The sequence below is a fragment of the Cohaesibacter marisflavi genome, assembly GCF_900115225.1.
GTDB classification, from domain to species: domain Bacteria; phylum Pseudomonadota; class Alphaproteobacteria; order Rhizobiales; family Cohaesibacteraceae; genus Cohaesibacter; species Cohaesibacter marisflavi.
Genome location: NZ_FOVR01000020.1, coordinates 1 through 16,319, shown reverse-complemented (window position 1 = coordinate 16,319; position 16,319 = coordinate 1). Strand labels below are relative to the sequence as shown.

Genomic DNA, 16,319 nt, shown 5'->3' with positions numbered 1-16,319 from the left:
TATCACTATACTCACCCTTATTTTCCACATTCAGAACAATCTCAGACAACTAAAGCGTTCATACAATTCAAACTTTTCAAATTGCTTCTCTGTCAACAAGGAACAATGAGTCAGTCCACTCAAAGTTTTTTGGATGGTGCTTGACGATCGTCAAAAGATGAGAACCATATTCAAGATATAGTTACCCAACGATCCGCGCTGGACCATTCGTGGATTCAAAGATTCAGGACCATAAAGCAAGTCAGATTCATCAAAGAATGGATAGCTATGGTCCGTCGTATTTTCCCCCAACAACAAATCGAAAATGCAAACCGCCTTCAGCTTACCTGCGGACGGGGCACAGACGCATGATACGGCACCTGTTTGCATTTGTGGGAAGCTTGTGGTCGGGCTGGACAACTCTGTCCGTGATCTGTTTGGTCTTTGCCTTTTGGCAAATCGGTTTTGAGACCTTTGGCCCCTTGGTATTGCCAGAACCGCTAGAAACGATCAAAACGGTTGGTACACTGATTTCGGAGTCGCACGGGTTAAACTACATACTCATCACCTCGGAACGGGCCTTGCTTGGATTCCTGACCGCGAGCTGTGTAGGCATCATTCTCGGACTAATGGCAGGTTGGTCCAACACGCTGTCTGTCTTGAGCAGACCTTTGGTCACCATGATGCAAGGAATGCCGCCAATTGCGTGGATTGTCATCGCGCTGCTCTGGTTTGGCGGTGAAGGCACTCCGATCTTTACCGTCTTTGTCACAACCTTGCCTCTCATCTTCGCCGGAACCATGCAAGGCGTTCGCATGCGGGACGGTAATCTGGACGAAATGGCCGACAGTTTCCGTATCTCTCGTGCGGAAAAATTCATCCATGTCCAGGCACCGCAAATCGTCTCCTATCTTTTCCCTGCCTGGGCCACATCCTTTGCGATGAGCTGGAAAGTCGTAATGACAGCAGAGCTGCTCGCATCTGGTGATGGCGTTGGCGCCGGCCTTGCAGAAGCGCGTGTCAACATCGACACCGTCGCCACCATGGCGTGGATTGTCGCGGTGGTCGGTTTATTGCTGCTCTTTGAGGGATTTGTTCTGAACCCCGTGAAATCTCATGTCGAGGGATGGAAGAACGATGTTTAAACCGTCCCAGAGAGATAACGAAATACGCAGCGGCACTTCGTCTTCACAAAGGCCGAGAAAAAAGACGATCCTGCATCTCCGGTTGAAGGAACACCGTTATCTTCCCATTGAGCAGGTTCTTGATGCGTGTGAGCTCAAAATGGCGCCTGGTGAGATTGTAAGCCTGATCGGCCCGTCTGGCTGCGGGAAAACCACCCTAGTCAAAATTGCAGCGGGGCTTATTTCCCCCAGCGATGGCTCTGTCGAAAGAAACACGGACTCCGGCGCTGTTCTTTTTCAAGATCATCGTTTACTGCCCTGGAAGCGTCTTTACGACAACATGGCCTTTGGCCTCAAAGCCGCAAAACTGACCCGGCAAGAGCAATTTGAGCGCGTATCCGTGGCAGCAAAAGCCATGGGATTTTCTCAAGCTGATCTAAAGAAATTTCCTGCTGAGCTATCCGGTGGCATGAAGCAACGGGCGGCCATTGCCCGGGCCATGGTGACGGAACCAGATTTGCTATTTCTTGATGAGCCATTCAGCGCGCTGGATGTGGGACGTCGACGCGAGATGTACCGCGCATTGCTGACAGAGATAGAAAGCCGTGCCTGCACAGTTCTCATGGTGACCCATGACATTTTTGAAGCGCTCTCTCTTAGTGATCGGGTTCTTGTCATGGCACCCGATCCGGGCCGAGTTATCAAAGAAGTCACGATCAAGATGCCGCTTCATCTCAGAACGCGACAGCTGGCCCACGAACTTGAGGCTGAGCTGCTGTCTGATGATATGATCGCCGATTTGTTCCGAATGAAGAACTGGGAGAAAGTGCTGTGAGTGAAAGTATCTTCAAACCCAATGGCGATAGTTCGCTCTCTTCCAGCTTTCAAAACTGGCCGATTTTTCAGGAGGGCTTCAGGACTTTTTTCCCCCTCGCGGCCCTATTTGCCCTTCTTTATGTTGTCTATTGGGGTATTTCCCTGTCCGCAGGAATAGAAGTAGCCGGGCTGGTAGATCCAGTGCTGCTCCATCAGTATGACATGATTTTTGGCTACCTCATGGCCGCGATGGCTGGGTTTCTGACCACCGCTGTGCCAGCCTGGAGCGGCACACCAAAGGTGCAGGGGCGCGAACTATTCGGCCTAACATGTCTGTGGCTCTTTGGACGTCTGGCTTTTTGGTTTATCGACAATTTGCCCGCTTGGCTGGTTTTCGGGTCGCATTTACTTTTCATGTTTTTCCTTATTCTGCGCCTTGCGAAGCCAATTCTGAGTGTGCGCATGCGCCATTTAATATGGCCAGTCTTGCTGCTGGGCTGTGCGCAGATGATTGCATCCATTGGGTACATCTTCGGAGAGATACCACTTAGCAAAACATTAAGTCTGACATTTGAAACCGGCGTGATACTAGCTGAAGGCTCTTTCATGGTCATGATCCTAGTTGCCCTGTCAGCGATCAGCACGGCGATCGTCAATCTGACCCTGACAGATAACGGCGAGAAGGATATCAAGTTTCTGCCGCGTCCGCCGGTCCGCCGGGTGGCGATAACCTGTGTCAGCCTTTTCACTACTGCCCGCATTCTACCGACCAGCGAAGCCCTTCAAGGTTGGCTCGCCTTAGCATCAGCTTGTGCGGTGCTGGCGATCCTGCAGGATTGGCATATCCGCAAAGCTCTATCGTCAATCTACACAAAGGGGCTCTATGCGACCTACTGGTTGATGACGGCAGGTCTGGCTCTTCAAGCGGCGGGGTTGCTGGGGATTGCGGATTACGCAGCGGTGATCAATGGGCGCCATGCGATTTACATTGGCAGTTTTTCCTTCACAACTCTGATGGTTCTGATCATCGCTGGCAGTCGCCATTCTGGTCATCAACTCATATTCCGTCCGCTGTTCGCTCTGGCCATGGGTTTCATGATCGCCGCCTGTTTCCTGCGCGCCATCGCGCCCCTCTTCTGGGACGAGATCGATTGGATGGTGGCGGCCTGGATGTGTTTCGCACTCAGTTACGGATGTTATCTGGTTCAATTTGTTCCATGGGCTTTTAGCAGGAGCTCCTAGAAAGTTGCAATCACCGTACTGGAATTGATCGCGCCATAGACAAGACCCGAGATGGTTCAAAGAAAGCTTCCGGTATCGAAATTACCGATGCCGCAAAGGCCGACCACCGAATTCAAACACAAATAACTCATGAAGAATGTGAGAAAGACAATGTTGGGTAAGAAAAAACTATTCATGTCAGGCATCAGTCTGATTGTCGTCGCAACAGGAGGCTTTGGAGCTCAGGCCGAAGACTTCATAGACACACTGTCAATGGAGCGCCATGCGTTAGCAGGCCCGCCTTCTGTACCATCACCGCTTGAGCTGTTGCTTGCAGATCCCTACCAGCAGTTTGATGATGATAGCAGCTTGTCGACGACTATTGGCGTTGAATCGGATGTCGCAAACGCGAACAAGACAGTAAAAGTCATGGGGGGCTACGATGGTAAGAGCAACGCCTTCTATACTGGCGCACAAGCAAAGCTCATGGCACCTGGTGTCGTCATGCTGTTTGGCAACCGGTTTGTGAAAGCGAACGACTATAAAGATGCCAATGGCGACGATGTCACCTTCGGGTATACGCGAAGTACACAACAGGTGATGATCCAGTGGAAACCAACCCCTGTCGGAACATTCCGCTTTGTGGGCGTGCGGGATGTCATCGAAGATGAACTGCAACCCCATCACAGTATGGATGTAAAAAACACAGAACGACTGGTTGGTAAGCTCAGCTACGATCAGGTTCTGGAGGGCGACCGTTTGACCGGTTTCTCTGTCGACCTGTCTTCAAGAAATGTCGAACGCGAACCGGATAATTACAGCAACCGAGATAATTCCTCGGTCAAGATGCGTGCCCACACAGAACGCCATATTCTCGATGGTAAGGTGAACACACGATGGGACTTGGGAAGTTGGTCCACAAATGCAGCAGTTTTTGGTGGTTGGGACAATCAGGATGCGCGTCGGTATAACGATACGCTTGGTGTGGTAAACACAATCAAGGTGCCCGACGTGACCCGGAAAACCGTTGGAGCATCCCTTGATGGCAAACGTTCCTTTGGCGAGGGGTGGGGAATGCAGCTTGGAATGCGTTATGACCTCATCCATGCCGATCCTGCGGACGCCAATGAGACCGGCGATGTTCCATCTGGAGCCACGGGGGCTGCTGCTTGGAATATGTCTCCAGCTTCCCTTTATCGATCCTACTATGGAGCGACCGGTGATTTGTCTCGCACTGACAACAATATTTCTGCTCGCATGCGTGTAACCAAAGCATTCATGGATGAACGCTTCTCGGTGTTTGGGGATCTCAGCCGCAAGGTCCGCTCACCTGATAATATTGAAGCCTATCATGCAGTCACACATCCTCAAGCCATAAACCGCTGGATCGGCAATCCTGATCTAGATCCAGAAGCCCACCATAAGGCAGAGCTTGGCATGGCCTGGAAAGGGAATAACTATGTTGACTATGGCGTGATGGGGCCGAATGCAGATGGTCCGTTCAGCTCAGAAAATATCGAAGTCAAACTCTCGGGATATGTTGACTGGGTGAATAATTTCATCACCTGGGATCGAGCCTATGGGCAGAGTGGAGTGAACCTATCAGATGGTGCTCTAATCTATCGTAACGTAGATGCGCTGTTTGCTGGAGCAAACTTTGAAGCGCGATGGAATCTGACAAATCATTGGTCCGCAACCGCCAAGGTCGCTTACCTGTGGGGGAACAACGACAGCGATGATCGTGCTCTTTACCAAATAGCGCCACTAGAAGCCAACTTTCTTCTCGATTATCAAGGCATGCTTGCGAGTTCGGGCACATGGAATGTTGGGGCGAAGCTACGCCTTGTTTCAGACCAGACCCGCGTGGATGAAGACATGACCACAGCGTTAGGACTTGATGATGGAGAAGGCAAAGGCTTCGCTACCGTTGATCTCTATGGTGGATTGCAGTTGAGCAATCGCTGGTCTCTCTCGGCTGGTATCAACAATCTGTTTAACACCGATTATCAAGAACACATCACCGGGACCAGTGTTGCTTCCGCAACGAGAACAAAAGTCAACGCACCTGGACGTACATTCTTTGTCCGCTCTCAAATGAATTTCTAAAGATCAGGAGACAACAATGTTATCTCGACGTAAATTCCTTGGTCATTCCGCATTCGGCATCGGGTCTCTCGCAGTGAGTGGGCTTTCCACATCAATGCTCTCGACGCCGGCCCTCGCGAAGATCAAAGACGAATTGACCATCTATGGCCCTCCAGCAGGACCATCTATAGCCCTGGCCCATCTGGCTCAGTCCGGCGCATTGCAGGATCATGTTGGAAAAGTGCAGTTCAAGGTTTGGAGAACGCCGGATCAATTACGGGCTGGAGTTCTTGATGGCAGTATGAGCATCACCGGGACACCGACATATGTAGCAGCAAACCTGTACAACCGCGGAATTAATGTAAGATTATCCAGCGTAGTGACGTGGGGACTATTATATTTGATGTCACGCGAAGGCAAGGTTGCCTCTCTTGCAGCTGTTCGCGGCAAAACGATTGTCATGCCCTACAAGAATGATATGCCCGACCTTGTCTTTCGTGCCATGGCATCGAAGATTGGACTAAAGCAGGGACGGGATTACAAACTGCAATATGTCGGCACACCCATGCAGGCGATGAAAATGATGATTGCAGGCGATGCCAAGATGGCTGTTTTGCCTGAACCCGCTGCGACCGGGGCCCAGATGCAGGGCATGAAAAACGGCATTGAAGTAACGCGTGCGTTGGATTTGCAAAAGGCCTGGGGTAGTGTTTTTGGTGGGCGCTCTGCCATTCCTCAAGCAGGCATGATGATTTCAGGTAAATTGCTCACAGAGCAACCAGAACTCGTTTCAGCCTTCAACAACGCTCTAGTTGAATCAGGCCGCTGGGTGAGCAATAACCCAACTAGTGCAGCCAAGATCGGCGCCGCCTATTTGGGTCTGAAAGCTCCCATCATTGAGCGTTCAATCCCATTCAGCCATATCGACGTAAAATCTGGCAAACAGTCAAAGGCGGAGTTGGAAAAATTCTTTGTCGTCTTGAAGGGCATGTCTCCTGCAATCATTGGAGGAAAACTTCCAGCTGGTACATTCTATCAATAGCGGGACCCGCGTGACAATTCATCAACCATAGAGCATCTGATACTTGTATCTACAAATGCAGAGGCAGATGCTTTTTATCGCATCTTTTCATTAAATACGTCAATGAAGTCGTTGATAGACTCTTCCACAGATGCGGACGGAAGAACTATTGTGACGATCCCAATCAGGAACCGAACATTTTAGCTGTTGATCTGTTACCCACAGATTGAGATTTATTCGAGCTCCGCGCGACGATGGGGGCTTGGATTCGGGGTGCTCCAACTGCATTAAAGTTCAGAATCCGCCTATTCTCCCCATTGGGAGAAGTCGTATCAGCGGTGGGTAATTGACAGCGCAGCTTGAGAATGTTAAATATGAGTTATGAACTCAAGTTATTTCATTACGTAACTATTAATTTGGGTTTGTCTCGATTACCTGAAGATTTTGAATCGAGTCGCCTCAATAGCTGGTCACTTTGAGATGACGTAGGATTCGAGAAATCAGATCGTACATAGAAAATATGTCTCATAGGCAAATGATGCGGCTCGCCTGCGGAGACACATTGGAAATGTGCAAAACGTCCGAGTAACATGACTGGTCCTCGTGTCTTGCTCTTGACGTCCTGCAAGTCCAGTTTGCCTTAGGCAAAGTGTGGACACGAACTCCGCGAAGATTTGGTCCTCTTCCCGGAAGGCGTGAGCATCATATGGGCTTGTTGAAAAGGTAGGGATTGGTCCTCAATCCTTTTTTGTAGCGTCACAATTCTTTTGAGTTGTGGCGCTTCTTTATGTCAGAAGGACTGATGCACTGATGCAGCAAAGGCGACCCAAGGTCGCCTTTGCGTTGTTCCCGAACCGGCCCGCGTTTCAGCGATAAGGACATTTATGTCCCGATCAACTCAATGGTCCTCGCGCGCTCAGCTCGTTTTCAGATTGTTCGTTCATCGCTATTCATGCGCTTTAACACCGGGAAAAAACGCCCAGAAAGCTGTAACGACCAGCAAGCCGGATATTTAAGCCGATTTGCGATCCCCTTCGAAATGGCCGCACCAGTCGTTGTTTGCAACGATGGGCCATTTCGCTTTGGTTTCCTCCTCAGTGAGAAAGACCGGAGGATTGAAATGGCAAACGCCCGTGTCAGCAGCTTTGGTTTCAGATGCGGCGTAGAACGTGCATTCACCACAAGAAGATTTGGTAGCCATACGTAGTCCTTTCTTGAGTTGCTGAGTTAAGTTATTATTGTTGAATGTAAAATTCAACAATTTAGAATTAGTCTAATAATATCATTGTCGCCTAAAATGAACAAGAAATATCTTTGCAAGTGATTGTTAGAAGCATTTCCGAAGGGGCGTTGAAGTAGATCAGCCGTTACACTTGTATTTAATCTTTCGTTTTCTGCGGATGCTTCGGTATGGGGCGAATTTTATCCAGAATATGATACATCGCGAGCCAGGGATGCCAAACCATCATCCGTGGTCCTGACCAACGCATAACGTCTTTTATGCGCTTACGCATTTCGCGTTTGTAACAATGGACCACACAGAGTGAGCAAGCAGGTTTTGCATCACCAAAAATGCAACGCTCCAGCCTCCGTGTTGCATAGGTTAACAGGATCGCACATTCTTCACATATGATCCCGTTTTTCCTATCATGATGATGTCGGCAATATAGGTGGATCATTATTTTTATTGTTTTCAATTCTCGCTTTCTGCGCACAAAGCGTTTGTCTGTTGTGAAATCAATATAGTTTTTTGCCATCTAAAGGTTCCCCCAAGGCGCTAGTCAGGGAATCCCTCCTTTCGAACGGTTTTGGATGAAGTCTCCTTTATTTCCTGGCGATGATTGCGATTCCTTCCAGATTTGATTGATAGCGTCTAAATGTTCGTCTCATCATCAAAACACGGCGACGAGCTTCTGGGCTCTTGACAACATTTAGCGAGAAACGAATTGTGCGAAGTAATCCCTCGTCTGCAAGGATGCGTTTGGGTTCCAAGAGGGCCATGGGAGCGGTGTGGACCTTCTCGATAACGAAGCCTGCCTCTTCAAGACAGGTACACCATTGATTGCGAGTTAAGGGACGCGCTCCGACGTGTATCGCTTCGGAAAGACTTTTCGAGATTATTGCTTGGATGTCGGCTGCCGCATCTTCAGGGCAAATCGCCAATTCATGGATGGCGTATTGACCTCCTCTGCGCAATATTCGGTAAGCTTCCTTTGCAATTCTGATTTTGTGTTCTTGGTTATTCATCGTCAGCATTGCTTCGGCAAGCACGATATCAGTGCACGCATCATTAAGGCCTGTTTCCTCCGCGTTGCTAATATGAATATTGATCGGAGAGAATTGTGCTAGCCGTCTTTTGACAATTGCAGCGGCATCGCTGTCGCGTTCAACGGCGTTGTAACTGCGCGGCTTGCGTTCAAGCAACAGACGTGCTGTCAGGCCAAGTCCAGGGGCGAGTTCGACGATATCGGTTTTATCGTCAATTTTGAGATCATCAACCATTTGCTGCGTTAGTTCGCGGCCTCCAGGGCGCAGGACACGCTTTCCCATGCGGGCTAGTAACCAATGCCCGGGCATTTTAGCTTCATTAAGATCTGCACCAGGTAACCTCTCGGCAGGCTGCCGGGGCTGCTCCTCGAGTTGTGCTTTGGATTGCGACATTTATAGCCTCCTTCTCCCAGCACCCAATCAACGGCATGTTTGCTTTAGATTCGTTGTATACCCGTTAAGTGAGTGCTTAAAAGCTCATGATAACTTGAGTAGCTCATTCATCTTTTGACGATCATCAAGAAAAAATGGCGATAGTTTTCCGGTCAATTTAGTTAGCTGGGTAGAAGGCGGGCTCAATTTTTTTTGCATGACAACAGCACGTTCCAGCTGCACCATCTCATCCAGAATTTGCAGATCTTCGATGATAGCGAGATTTCGCTTTACCGAAACTCCGTAGCCCCGCAATTTCTGGAATGCCCTAGAGAGGCTTTCTGGCTTGATACCAAGGCGGGATGCTATCAGCGCTTTGTCGTAAGGGAGCTCCAACGTACAAGAACCTGATCGCGCCTCCGTAAGGGACAGCAGAAACGAGGCGAGTCGCTGGGCACCTGTGTGCGCTTTAAGCTGTTCTATTTGCTGTACCAGCATATGAATGCGCTGTGAGCTGGCACCTAGCATCGCAAGGCCGACCTCAGGTGTGCGTTTTATCACTGCAATAAGATGGCGAGCTGAAATCCTGAGCAACCGACAATCGGTTACCGTCGTTCCGGAAGCTGGATATTCACCTTTTATGAAAGCAGCGGCTTCGGCAAAACTTTCCCCGCGTGCAAAGACATTTACCAGCGCCTCGTCTCCGGCTGGAGTAATACGATAAATTTTCACCCAGCCTTTGAGTATGATGTAGATCGCTTCCGCCGGATCACCCTGTACGAAAAGGTTTGTATCGCGCTCATAGACTTTTACTTGTGCGGCTTGAAGAATTTCCCCAATCACTTCATCTTTCAGCCCTTGAAAGATCGGAGCATGGCGCAGGGCTGAAATTTCATTGTCGTCTATGAGAGAATAAAGCATCCAAACATCCATAGTTTAGTTATGCCCGGCAGTGATAGATCTATGCCCTAAGACCTGACCGCCACTAATGGGGGGACGGAAAGATCGCGTTCGCACAGCTTCGCGGTGTGTCTTTCTCATCATAAGACGCTTTATCCGGGATATGTGCCAAATAATCGTGTTTCACTTGACTTTCAACAATTTTTTCTTGAGTTCCATATACCACAATTAGGCCGTCTGATTTCAGCTTTAAGTGTCTCCAAGACATTCATGAGCTTAAGTTTCGACGTTTTCATATTCTGTGAACGAGAAAAATGTTATGAAGTACCGCTACTTATCGGCCATGATTGTTTCTATTCTGATATCTTTCAGCAATCAGGCGCAAGCTCGCGCTGACAAAATCGTTCTGGCTAGCCCCTTCGCGCCGCTTGTTATGCCGATGGCCTATATTCTGGATAATGGCTTGCTCAGTGAGATTGCCGAAAAAACCGAACTAAAAATATGGAATAACCCCGATCAATTACGGGCGATGATGACCACGGGAGAAGTTGATTTTGCTTCCGTTCCTTCGAACGTGGCCTCTCTTTTCTATAACAAGGGCGTGAAGCTGAAGTTGGTGGATGTTTCCATCTGGGGCGTTATGTATATCGTCAGTCAGGATGTGAAGGTCTCCAGCCTTTCAGACCTGAAGGGTCAACAGATTTATGTACCGTTCCGTGGAGATCAACCTGATTTAGTCTTTCAGACAATTGCCAAGCATCAAGGCCTCGATCCAATGACGGATTTTGATGTGCAGTATGTTGCCTCACCTCTTGATATCGTTATGGGTCTGCTGGCGGGGCAGGTCAAGAATGCGCTGTTGATTGAGCCTGTTTCCTCCATGGTCATTATGAAAGGCAAAAGCAAAGGAAAAGAGTTCAGACGCGTTATCGATATCCAGAAAGAACTCGGCAAGATCGATGGTTGGCAGGATCGTTTCCCTAATGCAGGCGTCGTGGCTTTACCCTCTATACTCCAGAATCCTAATGCAGTTGAAGTTTTTTCCAAAGCATATGAAGAAGCGGTGAAATGGACAGTGTCTCATCCTAAGGAAGCCTCTGAACTAGCTGTCAAATATGTTGAAGGCATCAATGCTGAGTCCTTTGAGGAAAGCCTCAAATATACCCAATTCGAAGCCATCAAATCCGGCAAAGTCAAGGAAGAAATAGAGAATATGTTCGACGCTTTCAAGGCTCTTAATCCTAAATCCATCGGCGGCGAACTTCCTGATGCCGGCTTCTATTATCCCTGACGCGGCACCAACAATTGTGGACATACTTAAATCATGTTTTTACAAACAAATGGCGTTCGCGTCATGACATCCCGGAAAATCTGGGGCTGTATTGGCGTAGTCATTCTGATTATAGTTTGGTGGCTGTTTTCTTTACTCTTTAGCGATCTTGTCATCGCCTCTCCCCTGCAGACCGGGGTCGGGCTTTTGCGGCTCCTGAATGAGAACGAATTCTGGGGTCATTTTGGGATCACCTTGTATCGTTTCGTTGTCAGCCTGTTTTTGGGAGCTTTGATGGGATTGGTTCTAGGAATTTGGGCTGGTTTTGAAGAGCGGGTGAAATGGCTGCTCGAACCGCTCAACTGGATTTTGATGACCTTGCCTCCTGTGGTGCTGGTAATGGTAAGCATGATCTGGTTTGGCATGGGCAGTTTACAGACAATCTTCGTCACAAGCTTGCTCATTTTTCCATTGATCTATGCCAACACGATTGCAGGCATTAAGGCTATTGATGAAGGCTTGATCGAAATGGCTCAGGTCTATCATGCAAGTCACAGCCAGATGATCCGGCAAGTATATCTCCCGGGCGTGTATGGTCCACTTTTCGCAGCGATGGGCCTATCTGCGGGAATGGGAATTCGCATTGTTGTGTTGGCTGAAGTGTTGGGTGCTAGCAAGGGCATTGGCCATGCCTTTTCACTAGCGCGCGCTAATATTGACACACCAGCCTTGTTTGCATGGATTCTTGTCTGCCTTTTCCTTGGTGGAGGCATAAATGGACTATTGTTCGCTCCATTAAAAAGGCATCTGCAGCATTGGAGAGAACAAGAATGATCCAACTGAACCATGCTAGCAAATCCTATGGAAGCAAAGTGGTATTGCAGGATATCTGTCTTAACCTGAATAAGGGTGATGTGGTGGGTTTGCTTGGCCCTTCAGGATCCGGAAAGTCGACGATCCTTGGTTTGATTGCAAAAGTCATACAACCCGATAGGGGGGGCTGTGGAACAGCAAGCGATCACATCGGCTATGTGTTTCAAGATCATCGATTGCTGCCATGGAAAACGGCTCTGGAAAATGTTCTTTTCGCATTGGAGGCAACATCCGATAAATCTTCGCAATCGAACATGAAACAGCGAGCACGAAAGGCATTAACCGACGTGGGCTTGGAAAAGGCTACACATTACTTTCCTAAACAATTGAGTGGGGGCATGTGCCAGCGTGTATCTATCGCTAGAGCCTTCGCCATCGAACCGGACATCTTACTGCTGGACGAGCCTCTGAGCGCGCTGGATAGCTCACGCCGCTCAAGTATATTGGCAGACTTAAAACGGATGATCCGGCAGCGCCCTGACATGGCCGTTATATATGTGACACATAATCGCAATGAACTGGCCGACATCGTAAAATACACCTATGAAATTAGCGGCGGCCAACTCCTTCTAGCAGACAAGAGTATATGATGAAGCTTTTAAAAAATCTCCCGTCCCAAAATCCTGAAAGCATCACTTCCTTGATTGAATGTGAGCCCAATCAGGTGGTTAGCATGGCGCTTTCGAATTCAGATCACGTCGATATCTCCCTTTTCACCTTCGCGGATGGAGAAATAGTCAGCGAGGAATCTTATCTGGGCGACACCTTTTATCTGCTTCTCAAAGGAGAAACCAATATCTCCATTGATGGCAAGGACGTGTCTTTAAAGGCTGGAGATATCTTCGCTGTCGCCGCCCACAAGGGGCATTCTATTGGAGGTGGAAAAGCTTTCAAAATGCTGAAACTTACCCTCAACGATTAAGGAAAAACAATGAGCGAGCACCTCATCAAGAATATAGAGCATTCCCAAATACATGTCCTTGCTGACTTGATTGACTACAAACCCAGCAAGGTCGCTAGCATAACACTGACGCAGAAACAGTCTGTTGGTATGACTCTTTTTGCAATCGACAAAGGTGAAGGTCTGAGCACGCACTCAGCAACGGGAGATGCAATGGCGCAGATTCTAGAAGGTTCAGTAGAGATTACCATTGATGGCGTTGCGCAGATCGTCAAAGCCGGGGAGACCATTATTATGCCAGCAGAAATACCCCATGGGTTGAAAGCTGTCGAAGCATTCAAGTTTCTACTCACCGTGGTGAAGATGGAAGACAAAAAATATCAATGGAAGCCAGAATAGGCGCTAAAGGGCACCTCGATGAATAATCATAAAAAACCCAACTCACCAGGTTTATGTGGCTCTGTTGCCGTTGATGTTACTGAGGATAAGAATCAAGCGCTGTTAGATCAAGCTCTGATGCAATTGCGTGGCTTTGGCTGGCGGATTGGCGGCAGGCAGGCACAAATAGTGATTGTCGGGCCTTATTCTAAGCCTTCTATGGGGCAGGCAGCAATCATTCTATGCAAAAGCAAAGAAGAATGCCTGCAGCATAACGCAATTAGCCCAGATGGTTATGCTATTCTGGCCTCCCTTGGTGGCGGCAGAATGGAGCGGATGCTGGCAGACAGTGTTACCGGTGAGCATATCGTCGACAAGGTGATTGTCGGTTTCAACTGGACCATGGTGCGCGCAGGAGGTCTCTGCGGCATCGCGCGCAGTCCGATGCGAGGCACAGAAGGGGCGCGAACCATCCGCCCAAGAGAAGGATTTGGAGGTAAAAGCCTCTCGGAACTCGCCGCCGATCTATGCTCAAGTGACACGCTGCGCCGCTCTGTTGGGTTGGCTGCGGTGAATGCCTTCTGGAACCGCGAGGAAGCGATGGAGATCCAGTCGGGCATATTTTTAGAGAGCGGTGGTCTTTCAGCAATCGAAGCGCCTGGGGATGGGGTGATCATAATCGGCGGCTTCAGAGGTGCCGCTAAGAGATTGCCTGCTGCTAAAATTGTCGAACGCGAACCAAAGCCGGGGGATATCTCGGTTGAAGAAGCCCCTCAAGCTTACAAGACAGCACAGAAACTGGCGATAACCGCCCAGACCATGATGAATGGCAGTCTGGAACCAATCCTGCAGTCAAGCCACATGGTGCCACACCGAATGCTTGTAGGACCCAGCGCTCCTCTTTGCCCGTTTCTCCTTGGTGATGATATCAATGAAATCAGCGGAGCTGTTATTGTCAACGCCGATGCCGCGGAGCAATTTATCGTCGAAACCGGCACAATGATCATGCTCGATCATATTGCCCACGACCGGTATCTACGTGGATATGAACAAAACCGGGACCACCAATCCGCTAACGCTTTCTAGATGTCATCAAATTCGGTGGAGATCTCTTCGCCAGAATGTCAGAATTTCTCAGGCTTGCCTGTCTTTCGTATGCGGTCGGTTTGCAGCTTCGCTTAGGCCTGCCTCCACTCAATCGGTTTGACCCGACGGCCATAATTCAGAGGGTTTTATTCCGAATTGGCGTTTAAAGAGCTCAGAAAAGCGGCTTGGATTGGAATAGCCGACCCGGAATGCGGATTCGGTAACACTTAGTCCACGCTCCGTGATTAGCATATGTGCTTCTTCAAGACGTGTTTTTTGCAAATAGCGATAAACGGACAACCCCGAAAGGCGCTTAAATTCCTGTTGCAGTTTCTTTTCACTGAGCCCAACTTCCCTTGCCAGCGTTTTGATTGCCCACGGGCGTGTCAGATCCGTTTGCAGGAGATGCTTGACCTCTTCGACCTTTTGTTTCAGGGATTGTGATTTTATCTGCGCCCGCGTGCTCGATGGCCCATTCGGTTTGAGGGCTCCTAGTGTCAGGCGCAACATATCGAGCGCTCTGGCTTCAATGACAAAATCATCTTGTACAGATGACCCCGCGCTTGCTAGAACAAGTTGAACAAACTCGTCAATCTGTCCTGGTGTCTCGCGCTCGCCGATCCATATCCCCTCACCAGACAATAGTGACCATGGATGCGTTTCATCAAGGTCGTCGAGCATCGCCTCTATGCCGCTGCGTTGAAGAAATGCTCCGTCGAGCCGAATTTCAACTCCACAAAATCGTATGGAAGGTCGAATGGACGAATGTGCCTCCATCGGCTCTCTCGATTTGGCGATGATCGACAGATCCTTTCGGTAGGTGATGGCTTTGGGATGTTCCGAGCCTCGGGGCCAGAGTGCGATTTGTCCATCGCCCTTGACAACATATGCCAGCAGCAAGCCACCTGGTGCGATAACTCTCTCCTCGACCTGTTTCTCGACCGTAAAATCAAACACCAGCAGTTCCATGCCGTCTCGAATGCCATAGCGGTTCAGGAAACCGTTGGACATAGTGTATTTTTGCAGCAGCCGAATCTCTGAATGTCCTTCAGGAAGCTGGTAGTCAAGCGCTTGAACTAACGAGCGCTGGCGAATCTGAATTGCCATATTTCATCCTGATTTATGAAATGTTGAACTTCAAAAGCATGCTTGGAGGCAGGCTTTTCGTTGCCAGAAAACAGGCTGGCAATCACATTGTATGAAAATATGTATTACTAACTCAAGTTTTTCCGGATCAGGGTGGCTAAAATCTGTATTGAGGTGGCTGGAAAGACCGAAAACTCATATGCATAGAGCCATGCTTCTGCCCCTCTCAAGGAAGGACAGGCTTTCTACGATTAGTAACACGGACCGGAATGGGCAATAAAATGGTATGTCACTTTCTCAAAACCAGCACTTCTCTGTTCGCACTTGGATGCGTTTGCATGGGCGCTTCTCTGGCCCCTACGATGGGAGAGGCTGCCTTCGCGCAAGAAATAGAAGACGTGGATGACGATGCGATATATCATCTTGAGAGGATTGTCGTTGCCGCAACCAAACGCGTCGAGAACGCATTTGATGTGGTTGCCGATATCGCTGTTGCCAATAGCGAAGAATTGCAAGAGCAGGATATTACAAGCGTCGATGAGCTGGACACGATATTCTCCGACCTGCATATCCGCAGGCTCTGTTGCAAAAACTCTGAGGAGCAGTCGAGAGGCTCAGCCCGGCTGCCACTTAGGCCATAGAGCTCGATGCTCTTTTCTCGAGCAGAGTGATAGCCTCTGCTATAGCTCCCGGACCAACACCAAAGGCCCGCTCGACAATCCGAGCTTCTCCAAGGATGTCATTTGAGAGATTGAAATGATTGGCCTGCCCCTTTCTCAAGGCGCGCATAACCTCAAATCCCTTGATGGTCGCATACGCTGTTTTCATCGTTTTGAACCCACGAACAGGCCTGATCAATTGCTTCAACTTGCCATGATCGGCCTCGACAACATTGTTGAGATACTTCACCTGGCGGTGGACGGTATCTTTCGGGCACTT

The 16,319-nt window shown here is 49.1% G+C and carries 18 protein-coding genes; 12 read left to right on the top strand and 6 right to left on the bottom strand.

Annotated features, from left to right (window positions below; translation table 11 throughout):
• Positions 1 to 209 precede the first annotated feature (209 nt).
• The 5 genes from BM258_RS22525 to BM258_RS24320 all read left to right on the top strand — a co-directional run bounded on the left by BM258_RS22525 (position 210) and on the right by BM258_RS24320 (position 6,267).
• Positions 210 to 1,124, top strand: a complete 915-nt coding sequence (locus BM258_RS22525) for an ABC transporter permease (protein ID WP_210186859.1) — start codon at positions 210 to 212, stop codon at positions 1,122 to 1,124.
• Complete coding sequence (locus BM258_RS22520; RefSeq protein ID WP_210186858.1) at positions 1,096 to 1,938, top strand: ABC transporter ATP-binding protein; 843 nt, start codon at positions 1,096 to 1,098, stop codon at positions 1,936 to 1,938. Before BM258_RS22525 ends, BM258_RS22520 begins: the two co-directional genes overlap by 29 nt.
• Positions 1,935 to 3,161: an NnrS family protein gene (locus tag BM258_RS22515; protein WP_175528219.1), complete on the top strand. Its 1,227-nt coding sequence runs from the start codon at positions 1,935 to 1,937 to the stop codon at positions 3,159 to 3,161. The genes BM258_RS22520 and BM258_RS22515 overlap by 4 nt, the downstream gene beginning before the upstream one ends.
• A 150-nt stretch (positions 3,162 to 3,311) precedes the next feature.
• On the top strand, positions 3,312 to 5,246 hold the full coding sequence (locus BM258_RS22510) for a TonB-dependent receptor (RefSeq protein ID WP_175528218.1): 1,935 nt from the start codon (positions 3,312 to 3,314) through the stop codon (positions 5,244 to 5,246).
• Between the two features lie 16 nt (positions 5,247 to 5,262).
• On the top strand, positions 5,263 to 6,267 hold the full coding sequence (locus BM258_RS24320) for an ABC transporter substrate-binding protein (RefSeq protein WP_139229353.1): 1,005 nt from the start codon (positions 5,263 to 5,265) through the stop codon (positions 6,265 to 6,267).
• Between the two features lie 991 nt (positions 6,268 to 7,258).
• Here the strand turns inward: BM258_RS24320 and BM258_RS22500 are convergent.
• From BM258_RS22500 to BM258_RS22485, 4 genes are all read right to left on the bottom strand, one after another.
• Entirely contained in the window at positions 7,259 to 7,447 is a 189-nt protein-coding gene (locus tag BM258_RS22500) for a hypothetical protein (RefSeq protein ID WP_090075495.1), read from the bottom strand.
• A gap of 178 nt (positions 7,448 to 7,625) precedes the next feature.
• The gene (locus tag BM258_RS22495) at positions 7,626 to 8,003 is read right to left on the bottom strand and encodes a nitrous oxide-stimulated promoter family protein (RefSeq protein ID WP_090075494.1); all 378 of its coding nucleotides are present in this window, start codon (positions 8,001 to 8,003) and stop codon (positions 7,626 to 7,628) included.
• Positions 8,004 to 8,070: 67 nt separating this feature from the next.
• Entirely contained in the window at positions 8,071 to 8,907 is an 837-nt protein-coding gene (locus tag BM258_RS22490; protein WP_090075493.1) for a class I SAM-dependent methyltransferase, read from the bottom strand.
• Positions 8,908 to 8,991: 84 nt separating this feature from the next.
• Positions 8,992 to 9,807, bottom strand: coding sequence for a Crp/Fnr family transcriptional regulator (locus tag BM258_RS22485; protein ID WP_090075520.1), 816 nt, complete (start codon positions 9,805 to 9,807; stop codon positions 8,992 to 8,994).
• Between the two features lie 298 nt (positions 9,808 to 10,105).
• Here BM258_RS22485 and BM258_RS22480 point away from each other — a divergent pair, with 298 nt between their 5' ends.
• The 6 genes from BM258_RS22480 to BM258_RS22455 are packed head-to-tail and all read left to right on the top strand — an operon-like array spanning position 10,106 to position 14,294.
• Complete coding sequence (locus BM258_RS22480) at positions 10,106 to 11,077, top strand: ABC transporter substrate-binding protein (protein WP_090075492.1); 972 nt, start codon at positions 10,106 to 10,108, stop codon at positions 11,075 to 11,077.
• Positions 11,078 to 11,110: 33 nt separating this feature from the next.
• On the top strand, positions 11,111 to 11,890 hold the full coding sequence (locus BM258_RS22475) for an ABC transporter permease (RefSeq protein WP_090075491.1): 780 nt from the start codon (positions 11,111 to 11,113) through the stop codon (positions 11,888 to 11,890).
• Positions 11,887 to 12,519, top strand: coding sequence for an ABC transporter ATP-binding protein (locus BM258_RS22470; protein WP_175528217.1), 633 nt, complete (start codon positions 11,887 to 11,889; stop codon positions 12,517 to 12,519). Before BM258_RS22475 ends, BM258_RS22470 begins: the two co-directional genes overlap by 4 nt.
• A complete protein-coding gene (locus BM258_RS22465) occupies positions 12,516 to 12,851 on the top strand; it encodes a cupin domain-containing protein (protein ID WP_210186857.1) in 336 nt (111 codons plus the stop codon). The genes BM258_RS22470 and BM258_RS22465 overlap by 4 nt, the downstream gene beginning before the upstream one ends.
• Positions 12,852 to 12,860: 9 nt before the next feature.
• The gene (locus BM258_RS22460; protein ID WP_090075488.1) at positions 12,861 to 13,229 is read left to right on the top strand and encodes a cupin domain-containing protein; all 369 of its coding nucleotides are present in this window, start codon (positions 12,861 to 12,863) and stop codon (positions 13,227 to 13,229) included.
• Positions 13,230 to 13,247: 18 nt separating this feature from the next.
• A complete protein-coding gene (locus BM258_RS22455) occupies positions 13,248 to 14,294 on the top strand; it encodes a Rossmann-like domain-containing protein (RefSeq protein WP_090075487.1) in 1,047 nt (348 codons plus the stop codon).
• 108 nt (positions 14,295 to 14,402) lie between these two features.
• Here BM258_RS22455 and BM258_RS22450 read toward each other — a convergent pair whose 3' ends face one another.
• Positions 14,403 to 15,401 (bottom strand): helix-turn-helix transcriptional regulator, encoded by a 999-nt coding sequence (locus tag BM258_RS22450; protein WP_090075486.1) that lies wholly within the window; start codon positions 15,399 to 15,401, stop codon positions 14,403 to 14,405.
• Positions 15,402 to 15,718: 317 nt separating this feature from the next.
• On the opposite strand from BM258_RS22450, the gene BM258_RS22445 reads away from it, so the two are divergent.
• Complete coding sequence (locus BM258_RS22445) at positions 15,719 to 16,021, top strand: hypothetical protein (RefSeq protein WP_139229352.1); 303 nt, start codon at positions 15,719 to 15,721, stop codon at positions 16,019 to 16,021.
• On the opposite strand, the gene BM258_RS22440 is transcribed toward BM258_RS22445, so the two are convergent.
• The coding region (locus BM258_RS22440) for a DDE-type integrase/transposase/recombinase (RefSeq protein ID WP_139229351.1) at positions 16,011 to 16,319 on the bottom strand (309 nt) is incomplete at its 5' end. The genes BM258_RS22445 and BM258_RS22440 overlap by 11 nt on opposite strands.

What these genes read in the sequence shown, in the direction of transcription:
- BM258_RS22475 (WP_090075491.1), top strand. Translation starts at nt 11,111, where the DNA reads ATGTTTTTACAAACAAATGGCGTTCGCGTCATGACATCCCGGAAAATC.
- BM258_RS22480 (WP_090075492.1), top strand. Translation starts at nt 10,106, where the DNA reads ATGAAGTACCGCTACTTATCGGCCATGATTGTTTCTATTCTGATATCT.
- BM258_RS22520 (WP_210186858.1), top strand. Translation starts at nt 1,096, where the DNA reads ATGTCGAGGGATGGAAGAACGATGTTTAAACCGTCCCAGAGAGATAAC.
- BM258_RS22450 (WP_090075486.1), bottom strand. Translation starts at nt 15,401, where the DNA reads ATGGCAATTCAGATTCGCCAGCGCTCGTTAGTTCAAGCGCTTGACTAC.
- BM258_RS22470 (WP_175528217.1), top strand. Translation starts at nt 11,887, where the DNA reads ATGATCCAACTGAACCATGCTAGCAAATCCTATGGAAGCAAAGTGGTA.
- BM258_RS22460 (WP_090075488.1), top strand. Translation starts at nt 12,861, where the DNA reads ATGAGCGAGCACCTCATCAAGAATATAGAGCATTCCCAAATACATGTC.
- BM258_RS22445 (WP_139229352.1), top strand. Translation starts at nt 15,719, where the DNA reads ATGGGCGCTTCTCTGGCCCCTACGATGGGAGAGGCTGCCTTCGCGCAA.
- BM258_RS22485 (WP_090075520.1), bottom strand. Translation starts at nt 9,807, where the DNA reads ATGCTTTATTCTCTCATAGACGACAATGAAATTTCAGCCCTGCGCCAT.
- BM258_RS22465 (WP_210186857.1), top strand. Translation starts at nt 12,516, where the DNA reads ATGATGAAGCTTTTAAAAAATCTCCCGTCCCAAAATCCTGAAAGCATC.
- BM258_RS22455 (WP_090075487.1), top strand. Translation starts at nt 13,248, where the DNA reads ATGAATAATCATAAAAAACCCAACTCACCAGGTTTATGTGGCTCTGTT.
- BM258_RS22500 (WP_090075495.1), bottom strand. Translation starts at nt 7,447, where the DNA reads ATGGCTACCAAATCTTCTTGTGGTGAATGCACGTTCTACGCCGCATCT.
- BM258_RS24320 (WP_139229353.1), top strand. Translation starts at nt 5,263, where the DNA reads ATGTTATCTCGACGTAAATTCCTTGGTCATTCCGCATTCGGCATCGGG.
- BM258_RS22510 (WP_175528218.1), top strand. Translation starts at nt 3,312, where the DNA reads ATGTTGGGTAAGAAAAAACTATTCATGTCAGGCATCAGTCTGATTGTC.
- BM258_RS22495 (WP_090075494.1), bottom strand. Translation starts at nt 8,003, where the DNA reads ATGGCAAAAAACTATATTGATTTCACAACAGACAAACGCTTTGTGCGC.
- BM258_RS22490 (WP_090075493.1), bottom strand. Translation starts at nt 8,907, where the DNA reads ATGTCGCAATCCAAAGCACAACTCGAGGAGCAGCCCCGGCAGCCTGCC.